Genomic DNA, 25,651 nt, shown 5'->3' on the forward strand with positions numbered 1-25,651 from the left:
ACTGTCCAGCTCATGCAGCGTGGAAGTCTCGCTAGGCTCGCGGCACTCGGCTTGATCTGGGGCTCGAGTTTCCTGTTCATCGCCGTCGGGCTCCGGGGCTTCGAGCCGATCCAGATCGTCCTCGGCCGGCTGGCCGCGGGCGCTGCCGTCCTCCTCGCCGTCCTCGCCCTGCGCGGCAAGGGCCTCCCGAGGGAACCCATGCTCTGGGTGCACATGGGCGTGATGGGCCTCCTCGCCAACCTGCTGCCCTTCCTCCTCTTCGCCGTCGGCGAGAAGCAGGTCAGCTCGGGCATCGCCGGCGTGGCCAACGCGACCACGCCACTGTGGACGATCCTCCTGGGATACCTGGCGGGTAAGGACCGGCGGGTCACGTGGCTGCGGGTCGCCGGGATCGTCCTCGGTTTCGCCGGGGTGCTCATCATCTTCTCGCCCTGGGAGTCCAGCTCCCAGGCGGCCAGCTGGGGCGGGGTGGCCTGCCTGGCGGCCTCGGCCTTCTACGGCGTCGGCTTCATCTGGCAGGAGAAGTACCTCGTCGGCCGGGGCTACGAGCCGGCCGTCATGATGGCCTCCCAGCTGAGCGCCGCCACGGTCCTCACCCTGGTCGCCCTGCCGTTCCTCGGCGGGCTGAAGGCTCCCGAGTGGCGGCTGGACTCCGTCGCGGCCCTCCTCGCCCTCGGCGCCGCCGGTACCGGTGCCGCCCTGGTCATGAACTACCGGCTCGTGGTCGACGAGGGCCCGGCTGTCGCATCCCTGACCACGTACCTGGCTCCGATCGTCGCCGTCACGCTCGGTGCGCTCGCTCTCGGTGAGGACCTCAGCCCGCAGATCGTCCTGGGAGCCGCGATCGTGCTCGGCAGCGTGGCCCTGATTCGCCGTCAGCCAGCCGTATCGCGAAGTTTGCCGGTTAAATCTCGCGCGTAATTGTGTAAAACGGCAGGTTGCGGCCTGTGGTCGTTTGCACACTGGGAACCTGGGGGCCACCCCTGGGCGTCTCACTGAATGTGGTCACCCGTGGCGCCGTCACCGCCGCGAGTTACCTACGTCTCATGGCCGGATGGCTGGCATCCGGAATGGGCGGGCATCGTCGCTCGTTATTCCAGTGACACGTCAAGCACGGGAGGTTCGGCGCGCGTGGAGAAGACCCGGGTTCTGCGGACTGATGAGGTTGCCGAGGAGCGCGACCTGGTCGGTGTCTACTTGCACGAGATTTCCAAGACGCCCCTCCTCGACGCGGCAGAAGAAGTGGATCTGGCGAAGGCTGTCGAGGCCGGGCTGTACGCCGAGCGGCTCCTGGAGGACGACGCCGTCCCGCAGGGAGTCAGCCCGGCTGACCTGTCGCAGCTCGTGTCCGAGGGCCAGAAGGCCAAGGACCAGTTCATCAAGGCCAACCTGCGGCTCGTGGTGTCGATCGCCCGCCGGTACGTGCGCAGCGGCATGCCGATGCTCGACCTGATCCAGGAGGGCAACACCGGCCTGGTCCGCGCGGTCGAGAAGTTCGACTACGTGCGGGGCTTCAAGTTCTCCACGTACGCGACGTGGTGGATCCGGCAGGCGATCAGCCGGGCCATCGCCCAGCAGGAGCGCACCGTCCGGCTGCCCGTCCACCTCGTGGAGGACGTCAACCGGATGCGCAGCATGGCCCGCCAGCTCACCCGCGAGCTGGGCGGCGAGCCGGAGCCCGAGCAGCTGGCCAACGCCCTCGGCGTCCCGGTGGAGCGGGTCAACGAGCTCAAGCGCTGGTCGCAGGACACCGTCTCCCTGGACACGCCGGTCGGCGACGACGGCGACACCAGCCTCGGGGACCTGGTGTCCGACTCCGACGCGCCCAGCCCCGAGGACATCGTCCTGGCCGGCCTGGAGCGCGAGCGGATCGACACGATGATCCGGCACCTCGACGACCGTTCGGCTGGCATCGTCCGGGCCCGCTACGGCCTGGAGGACGGCCGGGAGCACTCCCTGACCGAGGTGGCGCAGCGGTTCTCCCTGTCCAGGGAGCGCATCCGCCAGCTCGAGATCCAGGCCCTGGGCCGCCTCCGCGAGCTGGCCAAGTCGGAGGGCATGTCCTCGGTAGCGGCGTAAGCACACAAACGAGAAACCCCGGCGGGTGATCCCGCCGGGGTTTCTCTTTGCTCTCGCCTAGATCCTGACCCTGCCGTACCCGTACAGGCCGCCGATTTGCGTGATGCTGGCGATCTTGACGTTCTGGCCGGGCTGCGGGGCGTGGATGACCTGGTCGTTGCCGATGTAGATCGCCACGTGCCCGAGGCCGTTGGAGAAGACCAGGTCGCCGGGCATCAGGTCGCCACGGCCGATCCGGGACGTCTGGCTGTACTGCATGGCGGCGTTGTGCGGCAGCGAGGCGCCACCGGCGTGCCAGGCTGCCAGGGTCAGGCCGGAGCAGTCGTAGCCGTTGGGGCCCTCGGCGCCGAAGATGTACGGTTTGCCGATCACCCCGTACGCGAAGTCGACGGCCTTGCCTGCCGGGCCGGGCAGGTGGGGCGCCGGGGGAGCCGGAGGCTGCGGCGGGTTGGTGACGCCGGCCTTCTTCTTCTGCTCCTCGAGCTTCTTGATGTCTTCCTGGATCTTCGTCTTCTGGGCGGCCAGGTCCTGTTCCTGCTTGGTCTGCTCGCCGAGGACCAGGTCCAGCTTGCTCTTCTCCCCGTCGTACTGGGCCTTGAGCTTCGTGTACGCCTCGATGTCGCGGCGCTGGCCCGCTGCGAACTGGTCGAGCATGGTGAGCTGCTCGACCATCACCTTCGGGGAGCTCGCGGCGAGCATGGCGCTCGTGGAGGAGATGTTGCCGCCCTTGTACGCGTTGGCGGCGACGATCCCGATCCGCTGCCGGGCCGCGTCCACTTTGTCCTGCATCGGCTTGAGCTGCTCGTTGAGCTGGGCTGCCTTAGCCCTGGTCACCTTGAGCTGCTCGCCGACCTTGTTGTAGTCCTCGATGACCTTCTCGAGTTTCTCGGCCTGCTCGTCGATCTGCTTGGCGATCTCGGCGGGCGTCGGCTCCGCGTACGCCGCACCGGGGCCGAGGGAGACGGTGAGGGCTGCGGCCAGCAGGGCCGCGGCGAGGAGGCGGAACGGCTTTCGTCGGACGGGAGTCACGCAGCGCGAACCTTCCTGAGGGAGACAAGCCCGGCCAACGTTACCCGCACCACACAGCCCCGGGCCAGCCCCGGAAATGCCTACTACGCAAGGAAAAGCGCCCATCACGCTGTGTGCATGGTGGGCGCTTTTCCTTGCTGGTACCAGAAAAAGGGGGTTTGGTTTTTATGCGCGCACGCGGCCCGCACCGTCGTAGGAACCGAAGGCGTCGATCGACGTGATCTTCACCGACTCGCCCGGCTGCGGGGCGTGGATGACCTGGTTACTGCCCACGTAGATGCCCACGTGGCCGAGGCCGTACATGAAGACCAGGTCGCCGGGCTGGAGCTGCGAGCGGCTGATCCGCGTCGTCGCGGCCCACTGCGCGTTGGTCTGGTGCCCGCCGATGCCGACACCAGCGGCGCCCCACGCGGCCATCGTCAGGCCGGAGCAGTCGTAGGAGCCGGGGCCTGCCGCGCCGAAGACGTAGGGCTTGCCGAGCTGTGCGTAGGCGAACTGCACCGCGACGCCTGCCTTGCCGGAAACCGACGGCGGGGTCACGTTGCTGGGCTGCGCGCTGGTGGTGCGCGGCGTGCTCGACGAACGGGAAGCCGTCTGCTGCTGACGCTGCTGCTCGGCGGTACGCTCCGCCGCTGCGTCCTTCTCAGCCTTCAGCTGCCTGGCTGTGGCTTCCAGGCCGGACTTCTTCGTGCCGAGTTCCTGCTCACGCTGCATCTGCGTGGCGATCAGGCCCTCCAGGCGGGACTTCTCCGCCGCCAGCTCGGTACGGGCCTCGGTCATGTCGCGGACGCTGTCGGCGAGCGGCATCCGGTTGCCCGGGGTGACCTGGTCGATCAGGGAGGACGCGCGCGGCGGGGCCGGGAGGTCCAGCGGGCTGAGCTTCGCCGCGACAGTGTCGGCGATCACCTTCGTGCCGGTGAGCTCGGCGCGGGCCAGGTCGAAGTCCTTCACGGCCTGGGCCAGGTCACGGGTGTTCTGGTCGATCTTCGCCTGGAGATCGGTGCTGGTGGCCGGGTCGGCGTGCGCAGCGACGGGAACCGAGACGGCAAGCGCGGACACACCCGCGAGGGTGAGCACGGCGCGCAGCAGCCTCGGCACGGAATGTGGTGCCAAGGAGGGAGCCCCTCTTCCACTCGTCTGCCCGCACAAGGAACGGGCAGCGCTCCGCCTACCGGGTTAGCTGACGGGTTCGGACGGGAAGTGGCGCGCCCTACCGCGATCGTGGCCTGCGGCACACGTGTGCGGATTCACCCCGGCGGAAGGAGTCTCACCCTCCGCGATGGGTCCCCGGCTCACCGGTCATGGCGACTCAGCGGCCTGTCCGGCGCCACCCAGGGATGGGCGGCTAACGTCCGGACGCCGATCCACGTTACCTGCGGATCGGGACGATGCAACCCAGCGTGATGGCTACGACGCGAGGGTCACCCGGTATAACTGCAGGAAAACGCGAGGGTTACTCTCCCTGCGATTACCTTCCGTTATGACTCCGTCGCTACTGGACGAGCACGGCCGTTACTGGACGTGCTTGCCGAGCCAGGACTTGAGGGAACGGAAGTACGCCTCGCGGGCGTGCTCGCCCGACAGCGTCAGGTCGTGCATGCCGTCCGGGATGCGCTCCAGGGTGACGTCCCTGCCGAGCTTCGGCGCCCACTGCGCGATCTGCTCGACGTTGAGGACGGAGTCCGTACGGCGGGCGTCATCGTGCCACTGTGGACGGAAGTAGCTCTCCGTCGACGCCGTGACGAGGACGGGAACGTCGATGTCGAGGCCCTGGCGGAGGCGGCGCTGCGCGTCCGCGACGGCCAGCAGCCAGCCCAGCCGGGTCGGGATGCCCTCGATCGGCTTCCACGCCGTGTCGAACCACCACTCGCCCTTACGGCTGCCGTGCACGCTGTCGCCGTACACGCCACCGAGCCCGGCCGGCACGACACGCAGCGGGTCACGCTTGGCGACCGGGGCGAGGAGGACCGGGGCGACGCGGCGCAGGAACCAGTTCGCGTTGATGTCGAGGAACGGGCTGTTGAGCGTGAGGCCGCTGATGGTGCGCGTGCCCCGGATCCGGTGCGCCCACATCGACGTCGTCAGGCCGCCGGTGGAGTGGGCGTTGATGACCAGGGTGCTGTGGCCGTCCTCCTCGCGGATGATGCGGGCGGCGGCGTCGAGCTCCTGGAAGTAGTACGAGATCTTCGTGACCATCGACGGGACCTCGCCCTCGCGCAGGCTCCGGCCGTAGCGGCGCAGGTCGATGGCGTAGAAGGTGTACCCGAGGCCGGTGAAGAAGTCAGCCAGGTGCGTCTGGAAGAAGTAGTCGTTGTACCCGTGCACGTACAGCACGGCGCGGTCCGTCGGCGTCGTCCGGCGCCGGATCAGCGTCGCGACCGGCTTGCCCTGGTCGTCGGCCGGCAGATCGAGCGTCCGCGCCTCGTACTCGTCACCGAGGATGTCCTTCACCCACACCATAGGCACCATCATGGCAGGTACTTGGTGACCTCGGGTACGGCTAGCGCGATTGCCGCGACCGTGGACGTGACCAGGAAGAACGGCCGCAGGCCCTTCACCTCGAAGCCGCCGCCGACCTTCACGGCCATGAAGTCCGGCACGCCGATCTCCCGCCAGGCCCGCCCGGCCAGGGGCAGCGGCCACAGCACCGGGCAGCCGGCCTTCGTGATCATGTCGCCCCAGGTGTGGATGACCCCGCCGGCCCCGATCGCCAGGCCCAGCAACGGGAAACCCCGGTCGGCGGGCAGCCACAGCCAGCCGCCGTACGCGGCGGCACCGGACAGGACCGTCACGACGATCCAGCCGCGTTCCTTGGCCCACTCGGCCAGCAGGCCGCGGATCGCGAGCCCGAAGGTGAAGAAGAGGAGGCCGATGACGAACGGCTTGCCCCAGTGCCCGGCCGCCCACGCCACGCCACCGCCGAGGGCCACGTTGAACACCCAGGTGTGGGTGAGCGTACGGTGACCGTTCTTGCGTTTCGGGTCGTGTTTCATGCGGGTGACCATGTAGACGGCCAGCGCGAACTTCTCGACGCACTCGGCGAGGAAGAGCGAGACGATGCCGAACGTGCGGGCGACCGTCGCGCCGCCCTTGTTCGCGGTGACCCTGCCCGAACAGTCCAAATCGGGCAGTAGTGCCGCACCCGCGCACACCGCAGCCCCCACAACGATTTCCGCAGGTCGCTGATGGACATTCGCGAACTGCGCCAGCGCCCACGAACCAGCGAGCCACGCCGCAGCACCGGACAACGCGTGAGTAGGACCCATAACCATGAGGGGAAGAGTCGCGGCTCGACAGTGGAGCGCGCGTTCTGACACGCTGCCGTGACCTTATCGTTGCCAAGGTCACTGAAATAATGGCGGCATGAGCTCACAGGTAGTGACCGACTTCCTGGCCGCGTGGCTGCGCCAGGACGTCGACGCCGTGCTGGACTGCCTCACCGACGACGTGGTGTACGCACCGGCTGTCGGCCCCACATACGAAGGCAAGGAAGAAGTCGGCAAGGCGATGGCCGCGGAGATCACCGCGGACCTCGGCGGCATCGAACTGATCCTCGACGACCCGGTCGGCCTCGGCGACCACGTCCTCGGCGGCTGGGCACTGGCCACCGCCACCGGCGAGATCTTCCGCCGGGGAGTGGACGTCTACCTGATCAGGGACGGGAAGATCTCCGTCAAGGACCAGTTCCGGAAGGTGTACGAGCGGGACTAGGCCCCCGATGGGAGAGGGCCGGGACGCGTGGTGCGTCCCGGCCCTCCGACGTGCAGTTACTTACCGCCGGCAGCCAGGTTGGACAGCAGCAGGGCCTCGGCCAGGCAGGCCTTCGCGAACTCGGCCAGGTGCAGGCTCTCGTTCGGCCCGTGCGCCCGCGAGTCCGGATCCTCGATCCCGGTCACCAGGATCGTGGCCTCCGGGAACGCCGCCTGGAACGTGGCGATGAACGGGATGGACCCGCCGATGCCGATGTTCACCGGCTCGGCACCGTCCCACGCGGCACGCAGCGCGTCCCGGGCCGCCTCGTAACCGGGGCCCGAGGGGTCGATCACACACGGGTTACCGCTGTGGTCCAGCGTCACCCTGACCTGCGCGCCCCACGGGGCCCGCGACTCCAGGTGCTTCTTCAGCAGCTCGAACGCGCCCTCCTGACGGTCGCCCGGGCCGATCCGGATACTGACCTTCGCGCGGGCCGAAGGCTGGAGCGCGTTCGCGGACTCCTCGGCACCAGGCGCGTCGATACCCAGGACGGTGGCCGACGGCTTCGTCCAGATCCGGTCGACGATCCGGTCCGAGCCGATCAGGTCCACGCCGTCCAGGACACCGGCCTCGCTGCGGAACCGGTCAGACGGGTAGTCGTCGGGCACACCGGCGCTGGTACGCGACAGGCCCTCGATGGCGACGTCACCGTTCTCGTCGTGGAGAGTGGCGAGGAGCCGGCAGAGAGCAGTCAGCGCGTCGGGGCTCGCGCCACCGAACATGCCACTGTGGACAGCGTGCGACAGGGTACTGACCTCGACGAACGCGTTCACGATGCCGCGCAGGGACGTGGTCAGGGCCGGGGCGCCGACCGCCCAGTTCGCCGAGTCCGCGATCACGATCACGTCGGCGGCCAGCTTGTCCTTGTGCAGCTCGATCAGCTCGTCGAACGTCGCCGAGCCGTACTCCTCCTCGCCCTCGACGAAGACCGTCACACCCACCGGCAGCCGCGAACCGTGGGCGCGCAGCGCGGCGACGTGCGCCATGATGCCGGCCTTGTCGTCGGCGACACCCCGGCCGTACAGGCGGCCATCCCGCTCCACCGGCTCGAACGGGTCATCCTGGTCCCAGGAGGACGGGTCACCGGCGGGCTGGACGTCGTGGTGCGCGTACAGCAGGACGGTCGGCGCGCCGGGCGGAGCCGGAATCCGGCCGATCACCGCAGGCTGGCCTTCGCCCACCTGGACGATCTCCACCTCCATGCCCTCGGCGCGCAGCAGCGCGGCCGTCGCGTCAGCGGAACGCTGGACATGGCCGTGATCGAAACCAGGGAAGGCCACACTCGGAATCCGGGCGAGGTCTTCCAGGTCCTTGCGAACTCCCGGCAGCACCGCGTCAAGCGCGGCCCGCAGCTCGGGCAGGGTCATGGGCTGGCTCATGGAGATCATTCTGCCTGATCGGCAGCCGGGACCCGCGGGTGTTCGCCAGCCGTTACCCGGAGGAGTTGATCTACGTTGCGGGGACCGGTACAGCCAGAGACCCGGCGATGGCCGTGAGCATGACGGCGACGCCAGGCCAGGCCGGGGCGGAGGACTCCGGCCAGTAGCCGACGCTGTACCGGCGGACGCAGCCGCGGGCCGGGCCAGGACGCAAGTCGAGGAACAGGCCGTTGCCCGAGCGGTCCTCGGCGATCGGCAGCCAGGCCGGCAACCACGTCGAGCCGGGAGAACCGGCCGGGAGACGGCACTGGGAAGCGATCGCGGTCTCCAGCTCGCGAGGCGTACGGGAGGCGCCGGAACGGACCAGCTGGTTACCCAGCTGCCAGCTGGCCAGCGCCTCCTGAGGGCTCAGGAGGTGGTAACAGGCGGGGATCAGCGGAGTCGGGAGAGACGAAGGGGCCGGCAGGCCGCTGGTGGCCCGCCAGAGCGCCGTCATGTCAGGGGAGAGCGGAACACCCAGCGCCGCCTCCACGGCAGCCAGATCGGCCTCAGAAGCCGCGGGGCGCACCCCGGCCAGCGTCTCCGGCGCGTACGCGGCCAGCCACGCGGCAACCTCCCGCCAGGCGGAACTGGCGAGCTCTGCGAGATCCATCAGAATCCTCGATCTGGGGCTGAGCGGTGCGAACACAGGCCGGTTCCCAGAATGCCCCGCCGGAGGTGAGGCGGTCGCTCCGCGGGTACCGGATGTGGTCTGGGACTCCTGGACGGCGAGCAGACGGCGGCCGGGGACAGGGGGTTCTCTCGGCGGGGCAGGACACGGACTGGCACTCCGGCGCGCCTGGTAGGGCTCGAACCTACGACCAACCGCTTAGAAGGCGGGCGCTCTATCCACTGAGCTACAGGCGCAACGAGGGAAGGTTACAGCCTGAGAGTAAGGGGAAGAAACCGGTCTGGTCGGCTGATTGCTGAAGGGGCAAATCGCCGGATAGGTTCGGCCAGTGCAGGTGACCCACACCACATTTCTTCCCCTGATCCGGCCCCGGGACGGCGAGCCAGGGGACATCGTCACGGACGACTTCGCGGCAGGGCTGACCCTCGCGTACACCTTCGGGCCGCCATACGGGGAACGCCTGGTCACGACGGCGGACCTCTCCACGCTCGGCCTCGGCCGCTGCATGCTGCGCGAACAGGCCACCAGCAACCTGGCTGCCCAGCTGGGGCGGGTGCGGCTGCACGGCGGGCCGCACGCGTTCATGCTGTCCTTCGACGGGATGGAATCCAGCCTGCTGGCGGCCGGGGACGCGCTGTGGGAACAGCTGGGTGCGTCGGTTTCGGGTGAATTGATCGTGGGTGTACCCGCTAGGGATGTTGTTGTCGTGACGGGCAGCGCGTCGGCCGCAGGGCTGGACAAGGCGCGGCGGACCGTGGACCGGGTCTTCTTCGCCGGCGACGAGAACCTGCTGAGTGACGCGCTGCTGGTGTGGAGAGAAGGCTGCTGGCAGCAGTTCTGATTCGGCGTGCGGGCTTGTGTCGGTGCACGTTGGGTGTGTTTCCGCAGGTCCGTGAGTTGCGGGTTATCCACAGGTGTCGGGGTTTTCCACACACTCACTCACTACTAGATCTAGTGATGATCTAGAACATCCGCACTAGATGTAGTGTGAGGTGAGTGAGTGTCCAACTGAATAGTGAAGCGGGGGCCAGCATGGCGCGGGAGTACATCACCCGGAGGGCAGTGCCCATGATCTACTCCATCCCCCTCGCCGAGGCCATCACCGAGTACCAGGCTTCGAGCCTGTTCTCTCGGCTCGCCAAGTCGACGCAGCGCCAGCGCCGCACCACCCTCGCGCGGCTGCTGGCCGTCGCGGCGAACATCAGCTCGACCGACCTGTCGGTGAGGCACATTGACTTGTGCTTGCAGGATCTCGAACACGGCGACACGCACCTCGGCGGGCGGCGTAAGGGCAAGACGCAGCGCAGCCTGAACAACGACCGGGCGCACCTCGCCGGGTTCCTGGAGTGGATGCGGTCGTCTCGGTCGTACATCTCGCCGAGCTTCAACCCGGTCGCCGAACTCAAGTACTCCAAGAAGACGCCTAGCCGGAAGATGCTCCAGATTCCGGCGGTCCGCTTCGGCGAGATGCTCGACGCCGCCGGGGCGCGTCACCCGGTTGAGCGGATGGCTTGCGCGATCGGGGCTTACCTGGGGTGCCGCCCCGTTGAGGCCGCGATGCTCACGGTCGACAGCGTTGATTTCGCGCGGCTTGAGATCGACCTGCTTGTAGAGAAGACCCACCAGCGGCTCACGATGCCGATGTGCCTTGAGCTGCGTGACGAGCTGGTCGCCTACTTCCAGTGGTACAAGAAGGTGACGGGCCGGACGAAGCTGCTGCCGGGCTGGTACCTGCTCCCGGCGCGGCTGGTGATGGGATCGCCTGGGCTGCGCCGTGGGCTGCGCGCAGCGCCGGGGGCTATCCGGATGGTGCCTGACTGGCCGATCGACCCGGAGCAGCCGTTTGGGCGGGCGGGAATCGGTAAGGCGGTCAAGCACGCGGCGGAAGCTGTGGGCTACTCCGGTCCTGAGCTGGATTGGGTCGGCGGGCACACCATGCGCCGGTCGGCGGCCCGTGCGCTGTACGAGAAGCTGCGCGACAGCGGGCGCGACGATGCGCTCGTGATGGTTCAGCACCTGCTTGGGCACAAGCAGATCACTACGACGATGGCGTACATCGGGATCGACACCCACCGCGACAAGCTGCGGGGGCTGCTTGCCGGTCAGCGGATGTACGACGCGCCGGGCGTGGCGGGTCAGGGCGCCGATGTGGTCGAGCTGGACACCCGGCGGCCCGGGGCCGAGTCCCGGCGGCGCGCGGCGTAGTCAGTCCTGAATGGAGAAGGCCCCGGATGAGTCTCAGTCACCCGGGGCCGATTCATGTTAGGACACGTGGCACCACGTGGCCGAGGCGAGTTCTAACCGGGTCCGGAGTAGCAGGACGCGGCCCCCGCGGTCGCGCCTGCATTCCGTGGTGAGCTGTTCGAAGTGGCGCCGCTCGCGGGTGCCGAGCGTGTCCAGCCGTACGACGAGCATGTCGCGTTCAACGCCGAGCAGGAACGCCGCGCCCTCGACTCCGCCGTCAGCGGCGACCATCGCGGCGGCGAGATCCTCAAGGGCGATCAGCCGCGCCGAGGCGGCCCGCTCCGGGCACCGCGCCCCGAGGGCGCCCGCGCTGCCGGAGTGCTCGGCGCGTGCGTCCGCGATAGCCAGCGACGAGCGCAGCCCGGCCGTGTTCACGGTGTCGGGCACCAGGTAGCCGCCGTGCTGGGGGCTGTACCGGGCCGACCGCCATGACGGCATTCCGGGCACGAAGATGATGGGCCGCAGCCGGATCGCGTTAGCGGCTACTGGGTCGTAGGTGTTGGTGAACAGCTCCATTCCGGTTCTTCCTCCACTCCCGGGGCAGCGCGAGCACACACCGCCCCGGCCCCGTACTGCTCGAACAGGCGTTCGAGAGGAGCCCCGATCATACGAGACTCAAGCCCAGCCTCTCCGATCCCGCCGTGTGAGATAGACCCTGGAAACGTGACGAGTCAACTTGTGACCGAAGAGACGATGGCGGTACATGATCACACAGGGTGAACCCGGGCGCACTTGTTATTTCCGGCGTTTGCCCACTATGGAAATAATGTTGTCGGTTTGGGGTGGCGCCTCGGTGGCGTAGATGATCGCCAGTGCCGCGCGCACCGCTGAGTGGATCGCTTCTTTGCTGGGCTCGGGCAGCTCGTCAGCCTCGGGCGGTATCCGGTGGGCGAAGAAGGACAGCGCCGCCGCCCCGTCCATCCGGAACCCGAGCCCCGCCGCGGTGGCGAGCACGACTTCGCCGGGTGTGACGCCGAGGGCGCGGGCGAGACCGTGGATCGTGGCGACGCGCGGAAACTCTGAGTTTTCCCCCTTCGCCAGTCTTTGCACGGTGGTGGGTGACTTGACCCCCACGTCGCGCGCCAGCTCGGCGAGGGACCGCTCGCCCCGGTGCGCCCCGATCAGTCCCGCGAGGGTCGGGCCGGTCAGGGTGGCGGGGGCTGGCTGAGGGGGTACCTCGTAGCGCTGCACGCCGAGCGCCAGGTCGACGAGCCCCCATGTCAGATCGAGGATGGTGTCGAGCAGCGGGCCGGGTATCTCGTCGGTCTCCGGCGGGAGGTCGGCGGCGAATGTGCGCCGGGGCGTCTCGCTGAGGCCCATGTCGATGCCGAGGCCCTGCGCCGCAGCCTGGACCGCGCCGAGCTGGGTGACCCCGAGCGCGGCGGCGAGTTCGCGCAGTGTCGCCGGAAACGGAAACTCCGTGTTCACGCCGTCGCGGAGCTTGCGCAGCCCGCCCGCATCGAGCCCGACCGCCGCCGCTAGCGCCTCGTGTGTGATGCGCCCGTGCTGCTCCGTGATCAGCCCGGCCAGCGTTAGCACGTGTTTTCCCAGGTCAGCATTGCTGTTCAGTGTCCTTCCGTGACACACGGGTCGCTCTCCCGCGCACATGTCTTTCTACAGGGTTGTTGCATCAACACAGTGACCCGCATCTCGAACAGCCGCACTAAGCCTTTCAGTCTGAGTCCGGGCGGACTTGATCTTAAAGTGTTGACGCTGCCCCGGGTCGCACATAGGTTCGAGGTGTGCCGCAAGGGCGCTTGACCTTTGAGAACTCCATCAGTGCAAGCACTACCAGCCCGCCTCGCCAGCGGGCCGCCCCCGCCTGACTCCTGGTCGGCAGCCCGCTCACGCCGGGCCGGGGTGCGCGCAACGCGGCGGAACCCCGCCGCGCGCCCCGTGTAGTCACTTTGAGTACGCGATAACTGAATACTGAGATTGGAGGCACTGTGATCGAGGTGCTTACCGACACCCGCCGGGAGGTGCTCGCCAGCATCGCCGGGTACACCCGTGAGCACGGGTACCCGCCCAGCCTGCGAGAGATCGCCTCGGCGACCGGGCTGAGCGCGACGACCGCCGATTACCACCTCCGGCGCCTGGCGAACAGCGGCTACCTGCGCCGCGCCTACGGCCGGTCCCGGTCGCTGGTCCTCACCGACCTCGGAACGGCGGTGACCCTGTGACCACCGAACCGGTTGCCCTCGACGACCTCGCGGGCACGATCGACGCCTACCGGCGGTTCCGGGCCGAGGCCGATCGGTGGACGAGTGCTGCCGCTGAGCTGCGCCGCGTGATCGAGGCACGGCTCGCCGACGCCGATGTCGGGACTATCGCCGGGCGCCCGGTCGTGCGGCACACCAGCTACACCGAGCGCCGGGTCGACATGCAGAAGCTACGGCTTCTGAGCCCGGCGAATCTGGTCGAGCAGTGCACCGCGACGACCACCCGCCGCCGGTTCTCGCTCGTCGAGGGCGAGGCGATCGAGTGAGCTTGTTCTCTGCGCCCGCCGGGGCCGATCCGCTCGGCACGGCGATCAAGGGGGTTGTGCGTGCCGCCTCCGCCGGGGCACCCCGGTCGCGGCAGCGCACCATAGGGCCGAGCAGCGCGGGACACCCGTGCGCCCGGCGCGTCGGGTACGAGCTGGCGGGCACCGAGCACGTGAACGCCAGCTCGGACCCCTGGCCCGCGATCGTCGGCACGGCGGTACACGCCTGGCTCGCTGATGCTTTCGCCCAGCACAACCGGCGCGAGGGCCGCGACCGGTGGCTCGTCGAGCAGCGCGTCGCGGTCACGCCGACCATGAGCGGCACCGCCGACCTGTTCGACACCGCCTCGGGCACCGTGATTGATCACAAGGTGCTCGGCGCCGACAGCCTCAAGAGCATCAAGCGCGACGGGCCGGGGCAGCAGTACAGGACGCAGATCCACTTGTACGGCTACGGTCTCGCGCGCGCCGGGCACGACGTGCGCCGCGTGGCTCTGGCCTGCTACCCCCGGTCGGGGTTCCTCGACGGGCTGCACGTGTGGTCTGAGGACTACGACGACGCGCTCGCCGCCGACGCTCTCGCCCGCCTCGCCGGAGTCGCCGAGCTGTCCCGGCTGCTCGACCCGGCGGCGCTGCCCGCCGAGCCCGGCGCGGGCTGCACCTGGTGCCCGTTCTGGCGCCCTGGTGGTCCCGCCGATGCGGCCGGATGCCCCGGAGCGGCAACGGCATAGCCGGGTTCCGCAGCACGCACGACCGGCCACTGTGGCCGGACAACTCCACAACAACTGAACAGAGGAACCACTCATGACTTTCGCAGCACCCGCCGCCAGCGGCGGTGACAAGCTCGCCGAGCGCGATGTACTCGGCCACCTGCTGATCGTGCGTCCGAGCGAGTACGTCGAGCAGATCACCACCGCGTTCGGGGACAAGGACGCCGTAAGGGTCAGCGTGGTTGACCTCGACGCCGCCGACCCGAACACCGGGCAGCCGGGCAGCCAGTACGACGACGTGCTGTGGTTCGGCGGGCGCCTGGTTGGCAGCCTCAAGCGCCAGGTGGGCGAGACGATCCTCGCGCGCATGGCTCAGGGCAGCCTCAAGCCCGGCGCCACTGGCAAGCCCCCGTACGAGCTGCACGACGCCACGAGCGACCCGGCCGCGGTCGCTCGGGCCGAGGCGTGGATCGCCGCGCACCCGAGGTTCACCGCCCCGGCCGCGAGCGCCAGCCCGGCCCCGGTGGCGACGCCCGCCCCGGCACCGGCCGCCGTGCCTGCCGCGCTGCTCGACCAGCTCGGCCCGGAACAGCGGGCGCTGTACGAGAAGCTCGCCGCTCAGGGCTAGCCGTGGCGCTGCATCACGTGAGCCTGTTCGCGGGCGTCGGCGGGTTCGATCTCGCCGCCGCCCGCGCCGGGTGCGCCCCTGGCGCCGCCGTCGAGATCGACGAAGCCGCGCGGGGCGTGCTGTCTGACCGCTTCCCCGAGCTGCCTGTGCTCGGCGACATCCGCGAGGTAACTGCACATGATCTCCGGGCAGCTCTCCCTGCCGGGGCTGACGACCTGCTCGTCACCGCCGGTTGGCCCTGCCAAGACCTCTCCACCGCCGGTAACCGCGCCGGGCTCGACGGCGCCCGAAGCGGGTTGTTCTTCGAGTTCGCCCGGCTCGTCGACGAGCTGCGCCCCGCCTGGCTGCTCGCCGAGAACGTCGTCGGGCTGCTCACATCCGGCGGCGGGCGCGACATGGGCGCCGTCCTCGGGACGCTGGCCGACCTCGGGTATCGCGTGTGCTGGCGGGTACTCGACGCTCAGTTCTTCGGAGTACCCCAGCGACGCCGCCGCGTCTTCCTTCTCGGCCATCGCGGCGACGGAGATCCCGCCGCAGTACTACTTGAGCCCGAAAGCAGCTCAGGGCATCCTGCGCCGCATCGACCGCCGGGGCCGCCGACTGCCGCCGGACCTTCGCGCGGCGCTGGCCCTGCTCGCAGCGACCGAGAGCCCGTAGTCGTCGGCCCGCTCCAGACCAGCCGCAGCCCGCGCGGGCACGGCACGGCGGGCGTGAACGATCAATACGTCTTGGCTGGTCACATCCGCACCGCCGGTCCGTCCGCCGTCCGCCGCCTGGTCCCGCTGGAGTACGAGCGGCTACAGGGCTTCCCGGACGGCTGGACCTCCACATCGCACGGCCGTCCCCAGGGGGATGTGCCCCGGATCTCGCAGCTCGGTAACGCGGTCGCCGTGCCGGTCGCCGAGTGGATCACCCGCCGGGTGGTCACACACCACAACTCCATCAGTGAAAGGAGCACCCGCCTTGTTCGACCGCGAAGAGGTTGAGAACTGGCTCGCGCTGCTACATGGCGACTCACCGGGGCGGGTAGCGATCTCCGGCACCGACGCATGGGCCGGACGATCCTTCGCCGTCGACCAGCTCGACCAGGCCGCCGCCTACGCGCAACAGCTCGACGCCGAAGGCCGCGCCGGGGTGTACGTCCGGATGACCACCATCACCCGAGCCCCCGCCCGGGGCGAACGGGGAGGGGCGAACCTGTCCGCCGCGCTCCCGGCGCTGTGGGCAGACCTCGACATCGACGGCCCCGGCCACAAGATGCCGCCCGGCTCGCTGCCGCTCCCGCCGACCGAGGCCGCCGCCCGCTCGATCATCACCACGTCGGGACTCCCTGACCCTTCACTGTGGATTCACAGCGGGGGCGGGCTCTACCCGATCTGGTACCTCACTACCCCGCACGTCATCGACGGCGACCTCGACCAGCTCGCGGCGCTGTCGGCGAAGTGGCAACACATCATCGGGGCGAGCGCGACCCGGCTCGGCTGGCATTACGGCACCGGCGTCGGTGACCTGGCGAGGGTGCTGCGCTTGCCGGGCTCGGTCAACCGCAAGACGAGCGACCCCCGCCCGTGCCGGATCATCGAGGCGGAAGGCGCCTCGTTCACGCTCGGCGAGCTGCTCGACGCCGCCGCCGCGATCGAGCTGCCCACGGCAACGCCGCCTGTGGCCGCTCCGGCCGCACCCCGGTCGCGGGATGTCGCCTCCCGGTTCAAGTCGCCCGGAGGGTCCGGCCCGTTCGACGCGCTCGCCGAGCACGCCACGTGGGCCGACATTCTCGCCCCCGAGGGCTGGACCCTGGTAGCTCACGAGCGCACCGGGGCCGAGCTGTGGAAGCGGCCCGGCGACTCGTCCTCGGCGTACTCGGCGCGGGCAAACATCAACGGAGTACCCAGCCTGGTTGTGCACTCCGACGCCGCCGGGCTCCCCTCCGGCCCGGGGCAGCGCCTCACGATGGGCCGAGTCTGGGCTCACCTGCACCACCACGGCGACGAGCAGGCCGCAGCCCGCGACCTCGCCGCCGCCGCCGCTGGTACCGCCGGGGCATCCCGCGCCGCGCTCGCGCTGCCGGGCACGGTGCTCGCCGCGATCCGGGGCACCCGGGGTGTCCGTGTCCCGGCGCCCCGCGCCAGCCCCGAGAACCCGCCGCCGAGGGCGGCCCCCTCGACCGAAGCGGCGTCGGCCGCGCCGGTCGAGCGACGCCTCGCCCTGGTCGACGGCACCGCCGCCCGTGCTCTCCCCGATCCTGAGCCGGACCCCGGACCGGCGGCGGCGCTGCCCGTGTCCTACAGCGACGACGGTAACGCCGTGCTGCTGGTCGACGCGATCGGCGACCGGGTGCGCTACGTCCCCGAGCGCGGGCTCTGGCTCACGTGGGACGGGGCGCGCTGGGTATGGGACACCGCCGGGACGGTGATCGAGCACGCCCGGCGGATCGTGCGGGCTATGCCTGCCGACGACGATGCGGCCCGCAAGCACCGTTCCCGGTCGCTGGGCCGCTCGGCCCTTGAGGCGATGGTCGCCCTCGCCCGCACCGACCGCCGTGTCGTCGCCCCGGCCGCGCTGCTCGACGGTGACCCGTTCGCGCTGTGCACCCCGGGCGGCACGGTCGACCTTCGTACCGGAGCGCTCCGGCCGTCTGACCCGGGCGAGCTGCACACCCGGTCCGCGCTCGTCACCCCCGACCCCGGGCACCCAGTCGAGCGCTGGTCGCGGTTCCTCGCCGACACGTTCGGCGGCGACCCGGCGCTCGCCGGGTACGTGCAACGCCTGGTCGGGTACTCGGCGACGGGCCGCGTGACTCACCATGTGCTGCCGTTCCTGCACGGGTCCGGCGGCAACGGCAAGAGCGTGTTCATGGATGTCGTCAAGCGGCTACTTGGGACATACGCGGGTACCGCCCCCGCCGGGTTCCTCATGTCCGGGCGCGAGCAGCACGAGACCGAAGTCGCCCGCCTCGACGGCATGAGGTTCGTCATCTGTAGCGAGGTCAACCAGGCCGACCGGTTCGACGAGGCCAAGATCAAGCTTTTGACGGGTGGCGATGAGCTGACCGCGAGGTTCCTGCACAAGAACCACTTCGAGTTCGTGCCGTCCCACACGCTGTGGCTGATGGGCAATCACCAGCCCAGCGTCAAGGCGGGCGGGGTGTCGTTCTGGCGGCGTCTGCGCCTGGTGCCGTTCACCCGCACCGTGCCCGAAGAGCAGCGCGAGGAAGGTCTCGCCGACCGATTGGTCGAGCAGGAGGGGCCGGGCATCCTCGCGTGGATCATCGCGGGCGCTATCGACGCGCTCGCTCACGGGCTGCGTGACCCCGACAGCGTGCGTGCGGCGACCGCCGACTACGCCGCCGAAGAGGATCACCTCGCGAGGTTCGCAGACGACCGGCTGCACATCGGGGGCGGCGCGCTGGTGCGCGCCAGCGTCGGGGACGTGCGGGCCGCCTACGAATCCTGGTGTGCCGAGGAAGGCGAGCGCCCGATCTCGTCGCAGATGTTCGGGCGCGAGCTGCGCACCCGGTACGACGTTCAGCCGCACCGCAGCAACGGGCGCCGGTTCTACCTCGGCGTGACCCTGCTGGAAGCGGCACCCGAAAGCGGCACGGAAAGCGGCACTGCGTCCCGTCACTGGGCCGACCGCTAGCCCGGCAGTGCCGCTTACGGCCCTGTCAGTGCCGCTGAGGTGCCGCATTTCCTAACCGAAGCGGCACGGGTGTTTTCCCAGCTCAACCCTTCTCCGTGCCGGATAGTGCCGGAGATTCCTAGAGGTTGGTTCTCACACAGGAACAGAAGAGAAACAACCTCCGGAACGATCGGCACTGTCTGGCACGGCCCTCCCCGAGAGGCTCACCGTGTCCGATCACCTCATCACCACCCAGGTACTACCCGGCCCGTGCCCGCGCTGCCGCGAGCTGGTGCTCACCGGCATCGCCGAAGGCGTCCCCGTGCACGCGACCACGCAGCCCCTCGGCCGCGACGGGATACTCGCCGCCCTCGTCGCCGGGCGCTCGACGTACGTGCTCCAGCGCGGCGAGCTGGTGCGGCTCGACGCGACCCGAACCGCGCTCGGCGGCCCGGTCGTCGCCGATCACCGTTGCGGCGAGGCGCTTCCGGCCGCCCCGCCCGTGCCGCCACCCCGGGCAGCCCCGGCCGCGGTCCCGTACATCTCCCGGAACGCGAGCAGGGTCCGCGAGCATCTGCTCGCCCACGGCCCGGACCTCACCACCGGGGTAGCCGTGCGCCTCGGGCTGTCGATCGAGACGGCCGAAAACCTGCTCCGCCGCCTGGTCGCCGCCGGGCAGGCCGAGCGCATCGCGGGCGTGATCCCCGCCCCTTGGCGCGCTGTCGCCGCCGACCAGATCCCGCCCTACTGAACAGGAGGCAAACCCCTTGTCCGAACTCATTGCCTCGATTTACGCCTTCGGTGACCCGGCTCCACAAGGGAGCCTCAAGCACGTTGGGGGCGGCAGGCTCGTCGACTCGTCCCGGCGTCTCCGGCCGTGGCGGCAGCTCGTCACCGCCGCCGCCCGCGACGCCCTCGCCGAGCAGGGCCGCACCGAGCCGTTCCTCGGCCCCGTACAGGTCCTCGCCGTGCTCACGGTGCCGAAACCCAAGTCGGCCCCCAAGCGCATCCAGACGTGGCCGAGCAAGCGGCCCGATGTCGACAAGCTCGCCCGCGCGATTCTCGACGCCCTCACCGATGCCGGGGTGTGGCACGACGACGCGCAGGTCATCGAACTGACCGCGTGCAAGACGTACCCCGACGAACACCCTCTCGCGCTCCCGACCACCGGGGCGTACATCCAGATTTGGAGCGTGACCGAGTGAAGATCCCCACGATGGTGTACTGCGTCTCGCCGCGCTGCCAGCGCACCGACGACAAAGTCGACCTCAACCCGCGACCGGCCGCCCCGGGGTTCCTGCTGTGCTGGGTGTGCCGCGACCGGGCGGGAGAGTTCCTCACCAGCCTCGCCGCGCTGTATCTCGACTGCGAGGCCGCGCTCGCCCGCTCGACCGGGCTGCACGACAAGGTGAGCGGCACGTCGTCACCCAGCCTGCCTATCGCGCTCCCGGCTGTTGAGGCCCGTGCCGCGATCGTCGGGGTACTCGCGGAGTGGGCCGGGCTGTGCGTCGATGAGCGGGGGGTCGACGCACCGGAACGCGCCGCCGGGCCGCTGGTCGGCTTCCTGCTCGGACAGCTCAACTGGCTGGCGGCGCACGCGGCGGGCGGCGACTTCTGTGACGAGCTGGCCGACCTGGTGCACCAAGCCGACCGCGCCGCCTACCCGTGCCCGCCGCGCCGGACCCAGCTCGGAAGGGGATGCCCGCTCCCCGGGTGCTCAGGGCTGCTGGTCGGGGTGGTGCACGTCGACCGCCCGGAGCGATCCCGGATCGAGTGTGACCTCGACCCCGAGGCGCACAGGTGGGGCCGCGACCAGTGGTTCGCGGTCCGCCGCTCGGCCCCTCTCGTCTCCCCGGCGCGGGCGGCGGCGTGATGCCCCGGGTTGCGGCGCTCACCGCCGCCGACATCTCCGCCTTGACCGGCCGCCCGCTCGGCACGGTGCACCGTCTCGCGTCCGAGCAGCGCTGGCGCCGCTACCGCGAGGGGCGGGTCGTCTTCTACGCCCTGGAAGACGTAGAACACCTGCTCGCGACGCCTCTCACAGCCAAGATCCATTGACCTTCTGACCTGGACCGAAGAGGATAGATATCACGTTGGTGTACTGCACCCGAGAGAGCCCCGGACCCTTTGCGGCCCGGGGTTTTTTCGTGCCCTCGCCCCGCCCGGCCGCACCGGGCAACACACACAGCAACCGCTTTCGAGGCCGTCAGAGACGGCGGGAGGCGGGGCGAGTTGGCGATCATCCGCAGCATCAGCCGCACACCTACCGGCGAGCCCGCCCACCCAGTCAGCGTGGTCGCCGAGCTGGTCACCGCCGCCCCGGACCTCGCGGGCTACCTTCCCGATGGGGCGATCGTGCACCGCGCCCAGGTCGACGCAGACCCGGCGGGCCGCTGGTCCCTCGACCTCGCCCCGAATGCTTCCCTGATCCCGGCGGGCACGCACTACCTGATCACGGAGTTCACCACACACGGCACCTACCGGCACACGGTGGTGTTGCCCGCTGGTGGCCCGTTCGAGCTGCGTGACGTGCTCGCCGTGCCCCCGCCCCCGCCAGCGGCCCTCGTGCCCATCGGCGGGGGCGGGGCAGTGTCCAGCGTGGACAACCGAACCGGTGCCGTGTCGCTGGCCGACCGGTACGCGCCGCTCGCGCACACGCACCCATACGCCCCGGCGGATCACGCCCACGATGACCGGTACTCGCCGCTCGGGCACGCCCATCCCGGCTACGCCGATGCGGCGCACACCCACGATGGCCGCTACGCGCTCACCGAGCACACCCACCCCGGGTACGCCGCGACCGGGCACGATCACGACACCCGGTATGACACGCGGTACGCGCCGATCGCCCACACCCACACCGGGTTCGCCGCCGCCGGGCACACGCACGACGAGCGGTATGCGCTGCTCGACCACACGCACCCGCCCGGCGCGCACACCCACGACGCCGCCGCCCTGGTGTCCGGCGTGCTCGACCCGGCGCGAGTGCCGCTGGTCAGCCTCGCTCAGCGCCCGATCCCGGGCCGCTGGTCGATCGTCCCGCCGGTCGGGCCCGTGCTGTCCTCCGTCACGGTCACGCTCGGCGAGCTGCTGCTCGTGCCGTTCCTGGTGCACCCCGGCAGCGTCGCCGACGCCTTCTCGGTGGACGTGAGCCCCTCAGCCGTGGGCGCCTCGCTCCGCTTCCTGATCTACGGCGCCACCCCTTCCGGGCAGCCCGCCGCCCAGCTCGCCGACCTCGGGCTACAGGACGCCAGCAGCACCGGGGCGAAGCTGTGGACCCCCACGGGCGGGCTGTTCACGTTCACCAGCCCCGTCTACTGGTTCGGGCTACTCGCCCAGGGCGCCGCCCCGGGTGTGCGTGCCGCGAACACCTGGCATCCGCTGGTGGCGACCGACGTGCCGCCATCCGGTACCGGCACCGCGAGCGGCTATGGACAGACCGGAGTCGGCACCTCGCCCCCGGCCAACTTCACGGGCACCGCCCCGCGGTCGGCCCCGCGCGTCGCCGTCAGGTGGGCGCCGTGAGCGGCGGATGGGCTGGCTCGGCCCGCGCCCAGCAGCTACCCCCCGACTGGCCGCGCCGCCGCGCCCGGGTCCTCGCCCGCGACGGGTACCGATGCCGCGCGATCACCGAGTACGACGAGCGCTGTACCGAGCCCGCCGACGAGGTTGACCACATCCGGCGCGGCGGCGACCACCGGCTCAGCAACCTGCAAAGCCTGTGCGCCTGGCACCACGGCAAGAAGTCAGCCCGCGAGGGTGCGCACGCCGCCCGCCTCGCTCGCCCATCCCGCTACCGGCCACGAGAGCCGCACCCCGGAGAGATCACCCCATCATGAGCGAGACCGTCACCGTCAAGATCCTTCGCGATATCGCCCAGCACAAGCGCGGCGCCCTGGTCGACTACGACCGCCCGTCCGCCGAGTTCCTTGTCGAGCGCGATGTCGCCGAGCTGGTCGACGAGCAGCCCGCCCGCGCCAAGCGCCAGCCCAGCCGGGCACTCGGCGCGAGCACCCCGTCGACCGTCACGGACAGCGACGACCCTGGGGAGTGACCCCCTCACCCGGGAAAAGCCCTATCGGACAGTCATAGCTTTCCTGGGGCTGTACGGGTTTCAGGGTCGTGAACCCGCACCGAAAGTGACCGCACGCCGTCACGGGGAGGTGCGCCCGTGGCCGGAATCCGAGCCGTCGCCTACGGCGGCGGCGTGCAGTCAACCGCCCTGCTCGTCCTAGCCGCTACCGCTCGCATCGACTTCCCCGCCTTCCTGTTCGCCAACGTCGGCGACGACAGCGAGGAACCGGCGAGCCTGACCTACGTCCGTGACGTGGCGGCCCCCTACGCCGCCGCGCACGGCATCGCGCTACACCAGCTCGACCGGGTGCGCCGCGACGGCCAGGTCGAGACGCTGCTCGGCAGGCTCACCCGGCCCGGGTCGCGGTCCCTGCCGATCCCGGTGAGGATGAGCAACGGCTCGCCCGGCACGCGCTCGTGCACCGCCGATTTCAAGATCAAGACCATCGGGCGGTGGCTGCGCGCGAATGGGGCCAGCGCCGAGAATCCGGCGACGGTCGCTGTGGGCATCTCCCTCGACGAGATGCACCGCGCGCACAACCGCCGGGCCAACCCGTACGAGCGCGTCGCGTATCCGCTGCTTGACCTGCGCCTGAACCGGGCCGACTGCATGAACGTGATCCGCTCCGCCGGGCTGCCCGTGCCGGGCAAGTCCTCGTGCTGGTTCTGCCCGCTGCACACCCGCGCGCACTGGTCGACGATGCGCCGCGACCGGCCCGCCCAGTTCGCCGCGACCTGCGACCTTGAGTCGCTGCTCAACTCCCGCCGCGCCGAGCTGGGCCGCGACCGCGTGTTCTTCCTCCGCAGCGCGCGACCCCTCGCCGAGGACATCGCCCCGGCGCAAGACGAGATTCCCGGGCTCGACCCCGAAGACGACGCCGCTTGCGACAACGGGGCGTGCTGGACCTGAGCGGGGGTGAGCATGGCCGCGACCCGAGGCCCCATCCCGAAGCGCAGCGACCAGCGGCGCCGCCGCAACCAAGACGAGCCGATCACCACCATCACCCCGGGCGACGGGCCGGTCGACGCCCCGCCGCTGGGGTTCCCGGCGCACGCGCTCGCCGCCGACTGGTACGCCGCGCTCGCCGAGTCCGGCCAGGCGCTCTACTTCGAGCCCAGCGATTGGGCCGCCGCGCGCATCCTCGCCTACGACCTGACCCGGCACCTCAACTCCGGTCGGGTGTCCGCGCAGATGCTCGCCGCCGTCTGGTCCGGCATGGCCGACTTGCTGACCACTGAGGCCGCCCGCCGCCGGGTGCGCATGGAAATCGAGCGCGCCGCAGACGACGGCCCTGATGCCGGGGTGGTGGCTCTTGACGACTATCGCCGTGCCCTCGGGGCCGGGTGAGCTGACGCTCGCCCCGGTGCGGATTGGCCCGCTCGGGCTGCCCGCGCACTCGCTCGGCTGGGATCTGCTCGCGTGGACGGCCCGCTACCTGGTGCAGCCGGACGGCCCGGACGCTGGGGCGCCGTGGCGGTTCACGGCCGAGCAAGCGCGGTTCGTCGTGTGGTTCTACGCCATCGACGAGCGCGGCCGGTTCGTCTACCGGTACGCGGTGCTGCGCCGCATGAAGGGCTGGGGCAAAGACCCTGTTGCCTCGGCGCTCGCCGCCGCCGAGTTCGTCGGCCCGTGCCGCTTCGGCGGGTGGCGGGCAGACGGCACCCCGATCGTGATCTCGCATCCGGCCGCGTGGGTGCAGTGCGCCGCCGTCAACTTGTCGCAGACCAAGAACACCATGTCGCTGTTCCCGAACCTCTTCTCGGCGCGGGCGATCGACGAGTACGGCATCGACCTCGGCAAGGAGATCATTCACTCGCGCCGGGGCGGGCGCATCGAGGCTGTCACCAGCTCGCCCCGGGCGCTGGAAGGTAACCGCGCCTCCCTGGTGATCAAGAACGAGAATCACCACTGGATCGCCAGCAACAACGGCGACGAGATGAGCGAGGTCATCGCCCGTAACCTCGCCAAGTCGCGCGACGGCGCGCGGGCGCTGGCGATCACCAACGCACACCAGCCAGGCGAGGACAGCGACGCCGAACGTGACTGGGACGCCTGGCTACAGATCGCCGCCGGGAACTCCCGCGCTACCGGCATCCTGTACGACTCGGTTGAGGCACCGCCCGATGTGGACCTCGCCGACCCTGAGTCGCTGCGTGCCGGGATCATCGCCGCCCGGGGTGACGCCGACTGGCTCGACGTTGACCGGCTGATCGCCGAGATCTACGACCCGCGTACCCCGCCGAGCATGGCCCGCCGGTTCTACCTCAACCAGGTGACCACGGCCGCCGATGGCTGGGCGAGCGCCCAGGAGTGGGACACCGCCGCCGACCACGAGCACCAGGTCGAGCCCGACGAGACCATCGTCATGTTCTTCGACGGCTCGAAATCCGGGGACGCCTCCGGGCTGGTGGGCTGCGAGGTCTCCACCGGTCACGTGTTCGTCATCGACTGCTGGGAGAAACCCGCCGGACCGGCGGGCGACGGCTGGGAAGTCAACCGCGACGCGGTAAACCTCGCCGTCCGCCGAGCGTTCGACACGTACGACGTGGCGGCTTTCTGGGCCGACGTAAGGGAGTTCGAGCAGTCCGTCGACCTGTGGGGCGACACCTACGGCGACCGGCTGCTCATCCCCGCGACCACCGGCCGCGCCCCGCACCCGGTCGCGTGGGACATGCGTACCAAGACCAAGGAGTTCACGGCCGGGGCCGAGCGGTTCCTCATCGACCTCGCCGACGCCGCACTCACCCACGACGGCGACCCGAGGCTACGGCGCCACGTCCTCAATGCCCGCCGCCGCACGAACCGGTGGGGCGTCTCGCTGGGCAAAGAGAACCGGTCGAGCGACCGGCGCGTCGATCTGGCTGTCTGCGCTGTCGGCGCCCGCCTGTGCCGCCGCGAGCTGCTCGCCTCCGGCGCCCTCGACAAGCGCAAAAGCAACCGCACCGGCCGTGTCTGGGCCTTCTGACCAGCGAAAGGGGGTGGCG

At 70.2% G+C, this 25,651-nt stretch carries 29 protein-coding genes, 1 tRNA gene and 1 riboswitch; of the genes, 21 read left to right on the forward strand and 9 right to left on the reverse strand.

Going from position 1 to position 25,651, the window contains the following annotated elements; all coding sequences use genetic code 11:
* The first annotated feature begins 12 nt into the window (after window positions 1-12).
* Window positions 13-921: a DMT family transporter gene (locus tag A3G1_RS0104075; protein ID WP_026211793.1), complete on the forward strand. Its 909-nt coding sequence runs from the start codon at window positions 13-15 to the stop codon at window positions 919-921.
* A 210-nt stretch (window positions 922-1,131) separates the two neighbouring features.
* A complete protein-coding gene (locus A3G1_RS0104080; RefSeq protein ID WP_018348189.1) occupies window positions 1,132-2,079 on the forward strand; it encodes a sigma-70 family RNA polymerase sigma factor in 948 nt (315 codons plus the stop codon).
* Between the two features lie 57 nt (window positions 2,080-2,136).
* On the opposite strand, the gene A3G1_RS0104085 is transcribed toward A3G1_RS0104080, so the two are convergent.
* The 4 genes from A3G1_RS0104085 to A3G1_RS0104100 form a co-directional block, all read right to left on the reverse strand.
* A complete protein-coding gene (locus tag A3G1_RS0104085) occupies window positions 2,137-3,108 on the reverse strand; it encodes a C40 family peptidase (RefSeq protein WP_018348190.1) in 972 nt (323 codons plus the stop codon).
* Window positions 3,109-3,273: 165 nt separating this feature from the next.
* Window positions 3,274-4,221, reverse strand: a complete 948-nt coding sequence (locus A3G1_RS38100; RefSeq protein WP_245563432.1) for a C40 family peptidase — start codon at window positions 4,219-4,221, stop codon at window positions 3,274-3,276.
* Window positions 4,222-4,273: 52 nt separating this feature from the next.
* Window positions 4,274-4,423: riboswitch (cyclic di-AMP (ydaO/yuaA leader) on the reverse strand.
* Between the two features lie 197 nt (window positions 4,424-4,620).
* Window positions 4,621-5,568, reverse strand: a complete 948-nt coding sequence (locus A3G1_RS0104095; protein WP_018348192.1) for an alpha/beta hydrolase — start codon at window positions 5,566-5,568, stop codon at window positions 4,621-4,623.
* An 8-nt stretch (window positions 5,569-5,576) separates the two neighbouring features.
* Entirely contained in the window at window positions 5,577-6,380 is an 804-nt protein-coding gene (locus tag A3G1_RS0104100; RefSeq protein ID WP_040477339.1) for a metal-dependent hydrolase, read from the reverse strand.
* 91 nt (window positions 6,381-6,471) lie between these two features.
* Here A3G1_RS0104100 and A3G1_RS0104105 point away from each other — a divergent pair, with 91 nt between their 5' ends.
* A complete protein-coding gene (locus tag A3G1_RS0104105) occupies window positions 6,472-6,819 on the forward strand; it encodes a nuclear transport factor 2 family protein (protein ID WP_083936728.1) in 348 nt (115 codons plus the stop codon).
* A 56-nt stretch (window positions 6,820-6,875) separates the two neighbouring features.
* Here the strand turns inward: A3G1_RS0104105 and A3G1_RS0104110 are convergent, their stop codons facing one another.
* From A3G1_RS0104110 to A3G1_RS0104120, 3 genes are all read right to left on the reverse strand, one after another.
* A complete protein-coding gene (locus A3G1_RS0104110; protein WP_018348195.1) occupies window positions 6,876-8,228 on the reverse strand; it encodes a dipeptidase in 1,353 nt (450 codons plus the stop codon).
* 82 nt (window positions 8,229-8,310) lie between these two features.
* Window positions 8,311-8,892 carry an SMI1/KNR4 family protein gene (locus tag A3G1_RS38105; protein WP_018348196.1) on the reverse strand — a complete coding sequence of 194 codons (582 nt, stop codon included), beginning with the start codon at window positions 8,890-8,892 and terminating at the stop codon, window positions 8,311-8,313.
* A gap of 181 nt (window positions 8,893-9,073) precedes the next feature.
* A tRNA-Arg gene (locus A3G1_RS0104120) sits at window positions 9,074-9,146 on the reverse strand.
* 92 nt (window positions 9,147-9,238) lie between these two features.
* On the opposite strand from A3G1_RS0104120, the gene A3G1_RS0104125 reads away from it, so the two are divergent.
* The gene (locus A3G1_RS0104125) at window positions 9,239-9,751 is read left to right on the forward strand and encodes a DUF1444 domain-containing protein (RefSeq protein ID WP_018348197.1); all 513 of its coding nucleotides are present in this window, start codon (window positions 9,239-9,241) and stop codon (window positions 9,749-9,751) included.
* A gap of 227 nt (window positions 9,752-9,978) precedes the next feature.
* Window positions 9,979-11,115, forward strand: coding sequence for a tyrosine-type recombinase/integrase (locus A3G1_RS0104130; protein ID WP_245563434.1), 1,137 nt, complete (start codon window positions 9,979-9,981; stop codon window positions 11,113-11,115).
* Window positions 11,116-11,172: 57 nt separating this feature from the next.
* Here the strand turns inward: A3G1_RS0104130 and A3G1_RS0104135 are convergent, their stop codons facing one another.
* Together A3G1_RS0104135 and A3G1_RS0104140 are read right to left on the reverse strand one after the other, a co-directional pair.
* On the reverse strand, window positions 11,173-11,670 hold the full coding sequence (locus tag A3G1_RS0104135) for a hypothetical protein (RefSeq protein WP_018348199.1): 498 nt from the start codon (window positions 11,668-11,670) through the stop codon (window positions 11,173-11,175).
* Between the two features lie 219 nt (window positions 11,671-11,889).
* On the reverse strand, window positions 11,890-12,693 hold the full coding sequence (locus A3G1_RS0104140) for a helix-turn-helix domain-containing protein (RefSeq protein ID WP_018348200.1): 804 nt from the start codon (window positions 12,691-12,693) through the stop codon (window positions 11,890-11,892).
* A gap of 407 nt (window positions 12,694-13,100) precedes the next feature.
* On the opposite strand from A3G1_RS0104140, the gene A3G1_RS0104145 reads away from it, so the two are divergent.
* The 16 genes from A3G1_RS0104145 to A3G1_RS0104220 all read left to right on the forward strand — a co-directional run bounded on the left by A3G1_RS0104145 (window position 13,101) and on the right by A3G1_RS0104220 (window position 25,632).
* Window positions 13,101-13,334 (forward strand): LexA family protein, encoded by a 234-nt coding sequence (locus tag A3G1_RS0104145; protein WP_018348201.1) that lies wholly within the window; start codon window positions 13,101-13,103, stop codon window positions 13,332-13,334.
* Window positions 13,331-13,639 (forward strand): hypothetical protein, encoded by a 309-nt coding sequence (locus tag A3G1_RS0104150; RefSeq protein WP_018348202.1) that lies wholly within the window; start codon window positions 13,331-13,333, stop codon window positions 13,637-13,639. The genes A3G1_RS0104145 and A3G1_RS0104150 overlap by 4 nt, the downstream gene beginning before the upstream one ends.
* Entirely contained in the window at window positions 13,636-14,367 is a 732-nt protein-coding gene (locus A3G1_RS33045) for a PD-(D/E)XK nuclease family protein (RefSeq protein ID WP_018348203.1), read from the forward strand. Before A3G1_RS0104150 ends, A3G1_RS33045 begins: the two co-directional genes overlap by 4 nt.
* A 73-nt stretch (window positions 14,368-14,440) precedes the next feature.
* On the forward strand, window positions 14,441-14,974 hold the full coding sequence (locus A3G1_RS0104160; protein ID WP_018348204.1) for a hypothetical protein: 534 nt from the start codon (window positions 14,441-14,443) through the stop codon (window positions 14,972-14,974).
* Window positions 14,975-14,991: 17 nt separating this feature from the next.
* On the forward strand, window positions 14,992-15,960 hold the full coding sequence (locus A3G1_RS42270) for a DNA cytosine methyltransferase (RefSeq protein WP_169437520.1): 969 nt from the start codon (window positions 14,992-14,994) through the stop codon (window positions 15,958-15,960).
* Entirely contained in the window at window positions 15,938-18,613 is a 2,676-nt protein-coding gene (locus A3G1_RS33055; protein WP_018348206.1) for a phage/plasmid primase, P4 family, read from the forward strand. Before A3G1_RS42270 ends, A3G1_RS33055 begins: the two co-directional genes overlap by 23 nt.
* A 208-nt stretch (window positions 18,614-18,821) precedes the next feature.
* Window positions 18,822-19,343: a hypothetical protein gene (locus A3G1_RS38115; protein ID WP_018348207.1), complete on the forward strand. Its 522-nt coding sequence runs from the start codon at window positions 18,822-18,824 to the stop codon at window positions 19,341-19,343.
* Window positions 19,344-19,359: 16 nt separating this feature from the next.
* A complete protein-coding gene (locus A3G1_RS33065) occupies window positions 19,360-19,797 on the forward strand; it encodes a RusA family crossover junction endodeoxyribonuclease (protein ID WP_018348208.1) in 438 nt (145 codons plus the stop codon).
* Entirely contained in the window at window positions 19,794-20,465 is a 672-nt protein-coding gene (locus tag A3G1_RS38120; protein ID WP_018348209.1) for a hypothetical protein, read from the forward strand. The genes A3G1_RS33065 and A3G1_RS38120 overlap by 4 nt, the downstream gene beginning before the upstream one ends.
* Window positions 20,465-20,650 (forward strand): hypothetical protein, encoded by a 186-nt coding sequence (locus A3G1_RS0104190; RefSeq protein ID WP_157640907.1) that lies wholly within the window; start codon window positions 20,465-20,467, stop codon window positions 20,648-20,650. The genes A3G1_RS38120 and A3G1_RS0104190 overlap by 1 nt, the downstream gene beginning before the upstream one ends.
* 174 nt (window positions 20,651-20,824) lie before the next feature.
* On the forward strand, window positions 20,825-22,117 hold the full coding sequence (locus tag A3G1_RS0104195) for a hypothetical protein (RefSeq protein WP_018348211.1): 1,293 nt from the start codon (window positions 20,825-20,827) through the stop codon (window positions 22,115-22,117).
* Entirely contained in the window at window positions 22,114-22,431 is a 318-nt protein-coding gene (locus tag A3G1_RS39415; protein WP_026211795.1) for an HNH endonuclease, read from the forward strand. Before A3G1_RS0104195 ends, A3G1_RS39415 begins: the two co-directional genes overlap by 4 nt.
* Window positions 22,428-22,646, forward strand: coding sequence for a hypothetical protein (locus A3G1_RS0104205; protein ID WP_018348213.1), 219 nt, complete (start codon window positions 22,428-22,430; stop codon window positions 22,644-22,646). Before A3G1_RS39415 ends, A3G1_RS0104205 begins: the two co-directional genes overlap by 4 nt.
* Window positions 22,647-22,763: 117 nt before the next feature.
* Window positions 22,764-23,576 (forward strand): adenine nucleotide alpha hydrolase family protein, encoded by an 813-nt coding sequence (locus A3G1_RS0104210; protein ID WP_018348214.1) that lies wholly within the window; start codon window positions 22,764-22,766, stop codon window positions 23,574-23,576.
* A gap of 12 nt (window positions 23,577-23,588) precedes the next feature.
* On the forward strand, window positions 23,589-24,014 hold the full coding sequence (locus tag A3G1_RS0104215; protein WP_040477621.1) for a phage terminase small subunit: 426 nt from the start codon (window positions 23,589-23,591) through the stop codon (window positions 24,012-24,014).
* Complete coding sequence (locus tag A3G1_RS0104220) at window positions 23,980-25,632, forward strand: terminase (protein WP_211216205.1); 1,653 nt, start codon at window positions 23,980-23,982, stop codon at window positions 25,630-25,632. Before A3G1_RS0104215 ends, A3G1_RS0104220 begins: the two co-directional genes overlap by 35 nt.
* The last annotated feature ends 19 nt before the right edge of the window (window positions 25,633-25,651 follow it).

Source organism: Longispora albida DSM 44784 (genome assembly GCF_000379825.1).
Classification (GTDB): domain Bacteria; phylum Actinomycetota; class Actinomycetes; order Mycobacteriales; family Micromonosporaceae; genus Longispora; species Longispora albida.

Coding starts and splice junctions, on each gene's coding strand:
- A3G1_RS0104100 (WP_040477339.1), bottom strand. CDS start 6,380: ATGGTTATGGGTCCTACTCACGCGTTGTCCGGTGCTGCGGCGTGGCTC.
- A3G1_RS0104095 (WP_018348192.1), bottom strand. CDS start 5,568: ATGGTGTGGGTGAAGGACATCCTCGGTGACGAGTACGAGGCGCGGACG.
- A3G1_RS0104190 (WP_157640907.1), top strand. CDS start 20,465: ATGCCCCGGGTTGCGGCGCTCACCGCCGCCGACATCTCCGCCTTGACC.
- A3G1_RS0104215 (WP_040477621.1), top strand. CDS start 23,589: ATGGCCGCGACCCGAGGCCCCATCCCGAAGCGCAGCGACCAGCGGCGC.
- A3G1_RS0104110 (WP_018348195.1), bottom strand. CDS start 8,228: ATGACCCTGCCCGAGCTGCGGGCCGCGCTTGACGCGGTGCTGCCGGGA.
- A3G1_RS0104105 (WP_083936728.1), top strand. CDS start 6,472: ATGAGCTCACAGGTAGTGACCGACTTCCTGGCCGCGTGGCTGCGCCAG.
- A3G1_RS38105 (WP_018348196.1), bottom strand. CDS start 8,892: ATGGATCTCGCAGAGCTCGCCAGTTCCGCCTGGCGGGAGGTTGCCGCG.
- A3G1_RS0104130 (WP_245563434.1), top strand. CDS start 9,979: ATGATCTACTCCATCCCCCTCGCCGAGGCCATCACCGAGTACCAGGCT.
- A3G1_RS0104075 (WP_026211793.1), top strand. CDS start 13: ATGCAGCGTGGAAGTCTCGCTAGGCTCGCGGCACTCGGCTTGATCTGG.
- A3G1_RS0104135 (WP_018348199.1), bottom strand. CDS start 11,670: ATGGAGCTGTTCACCAACACCTACGACCCAGTAGCCGCTAACGCGATC.
- A3G1_RS0104160 (WP_018348204.1), top strand. CDS start 14,441: ATGACTTTCGCAGCACCCGCCGCCAGCGGCGGTGACAAGCTCGCCGAG.
- A3G1_RS0104205 (WP_018348213.1), top strand. CDS start 22,428: ATGAGCGAGACCGTCACCGTCAAGATCCTTCGCGATATCGCCCAGCAC.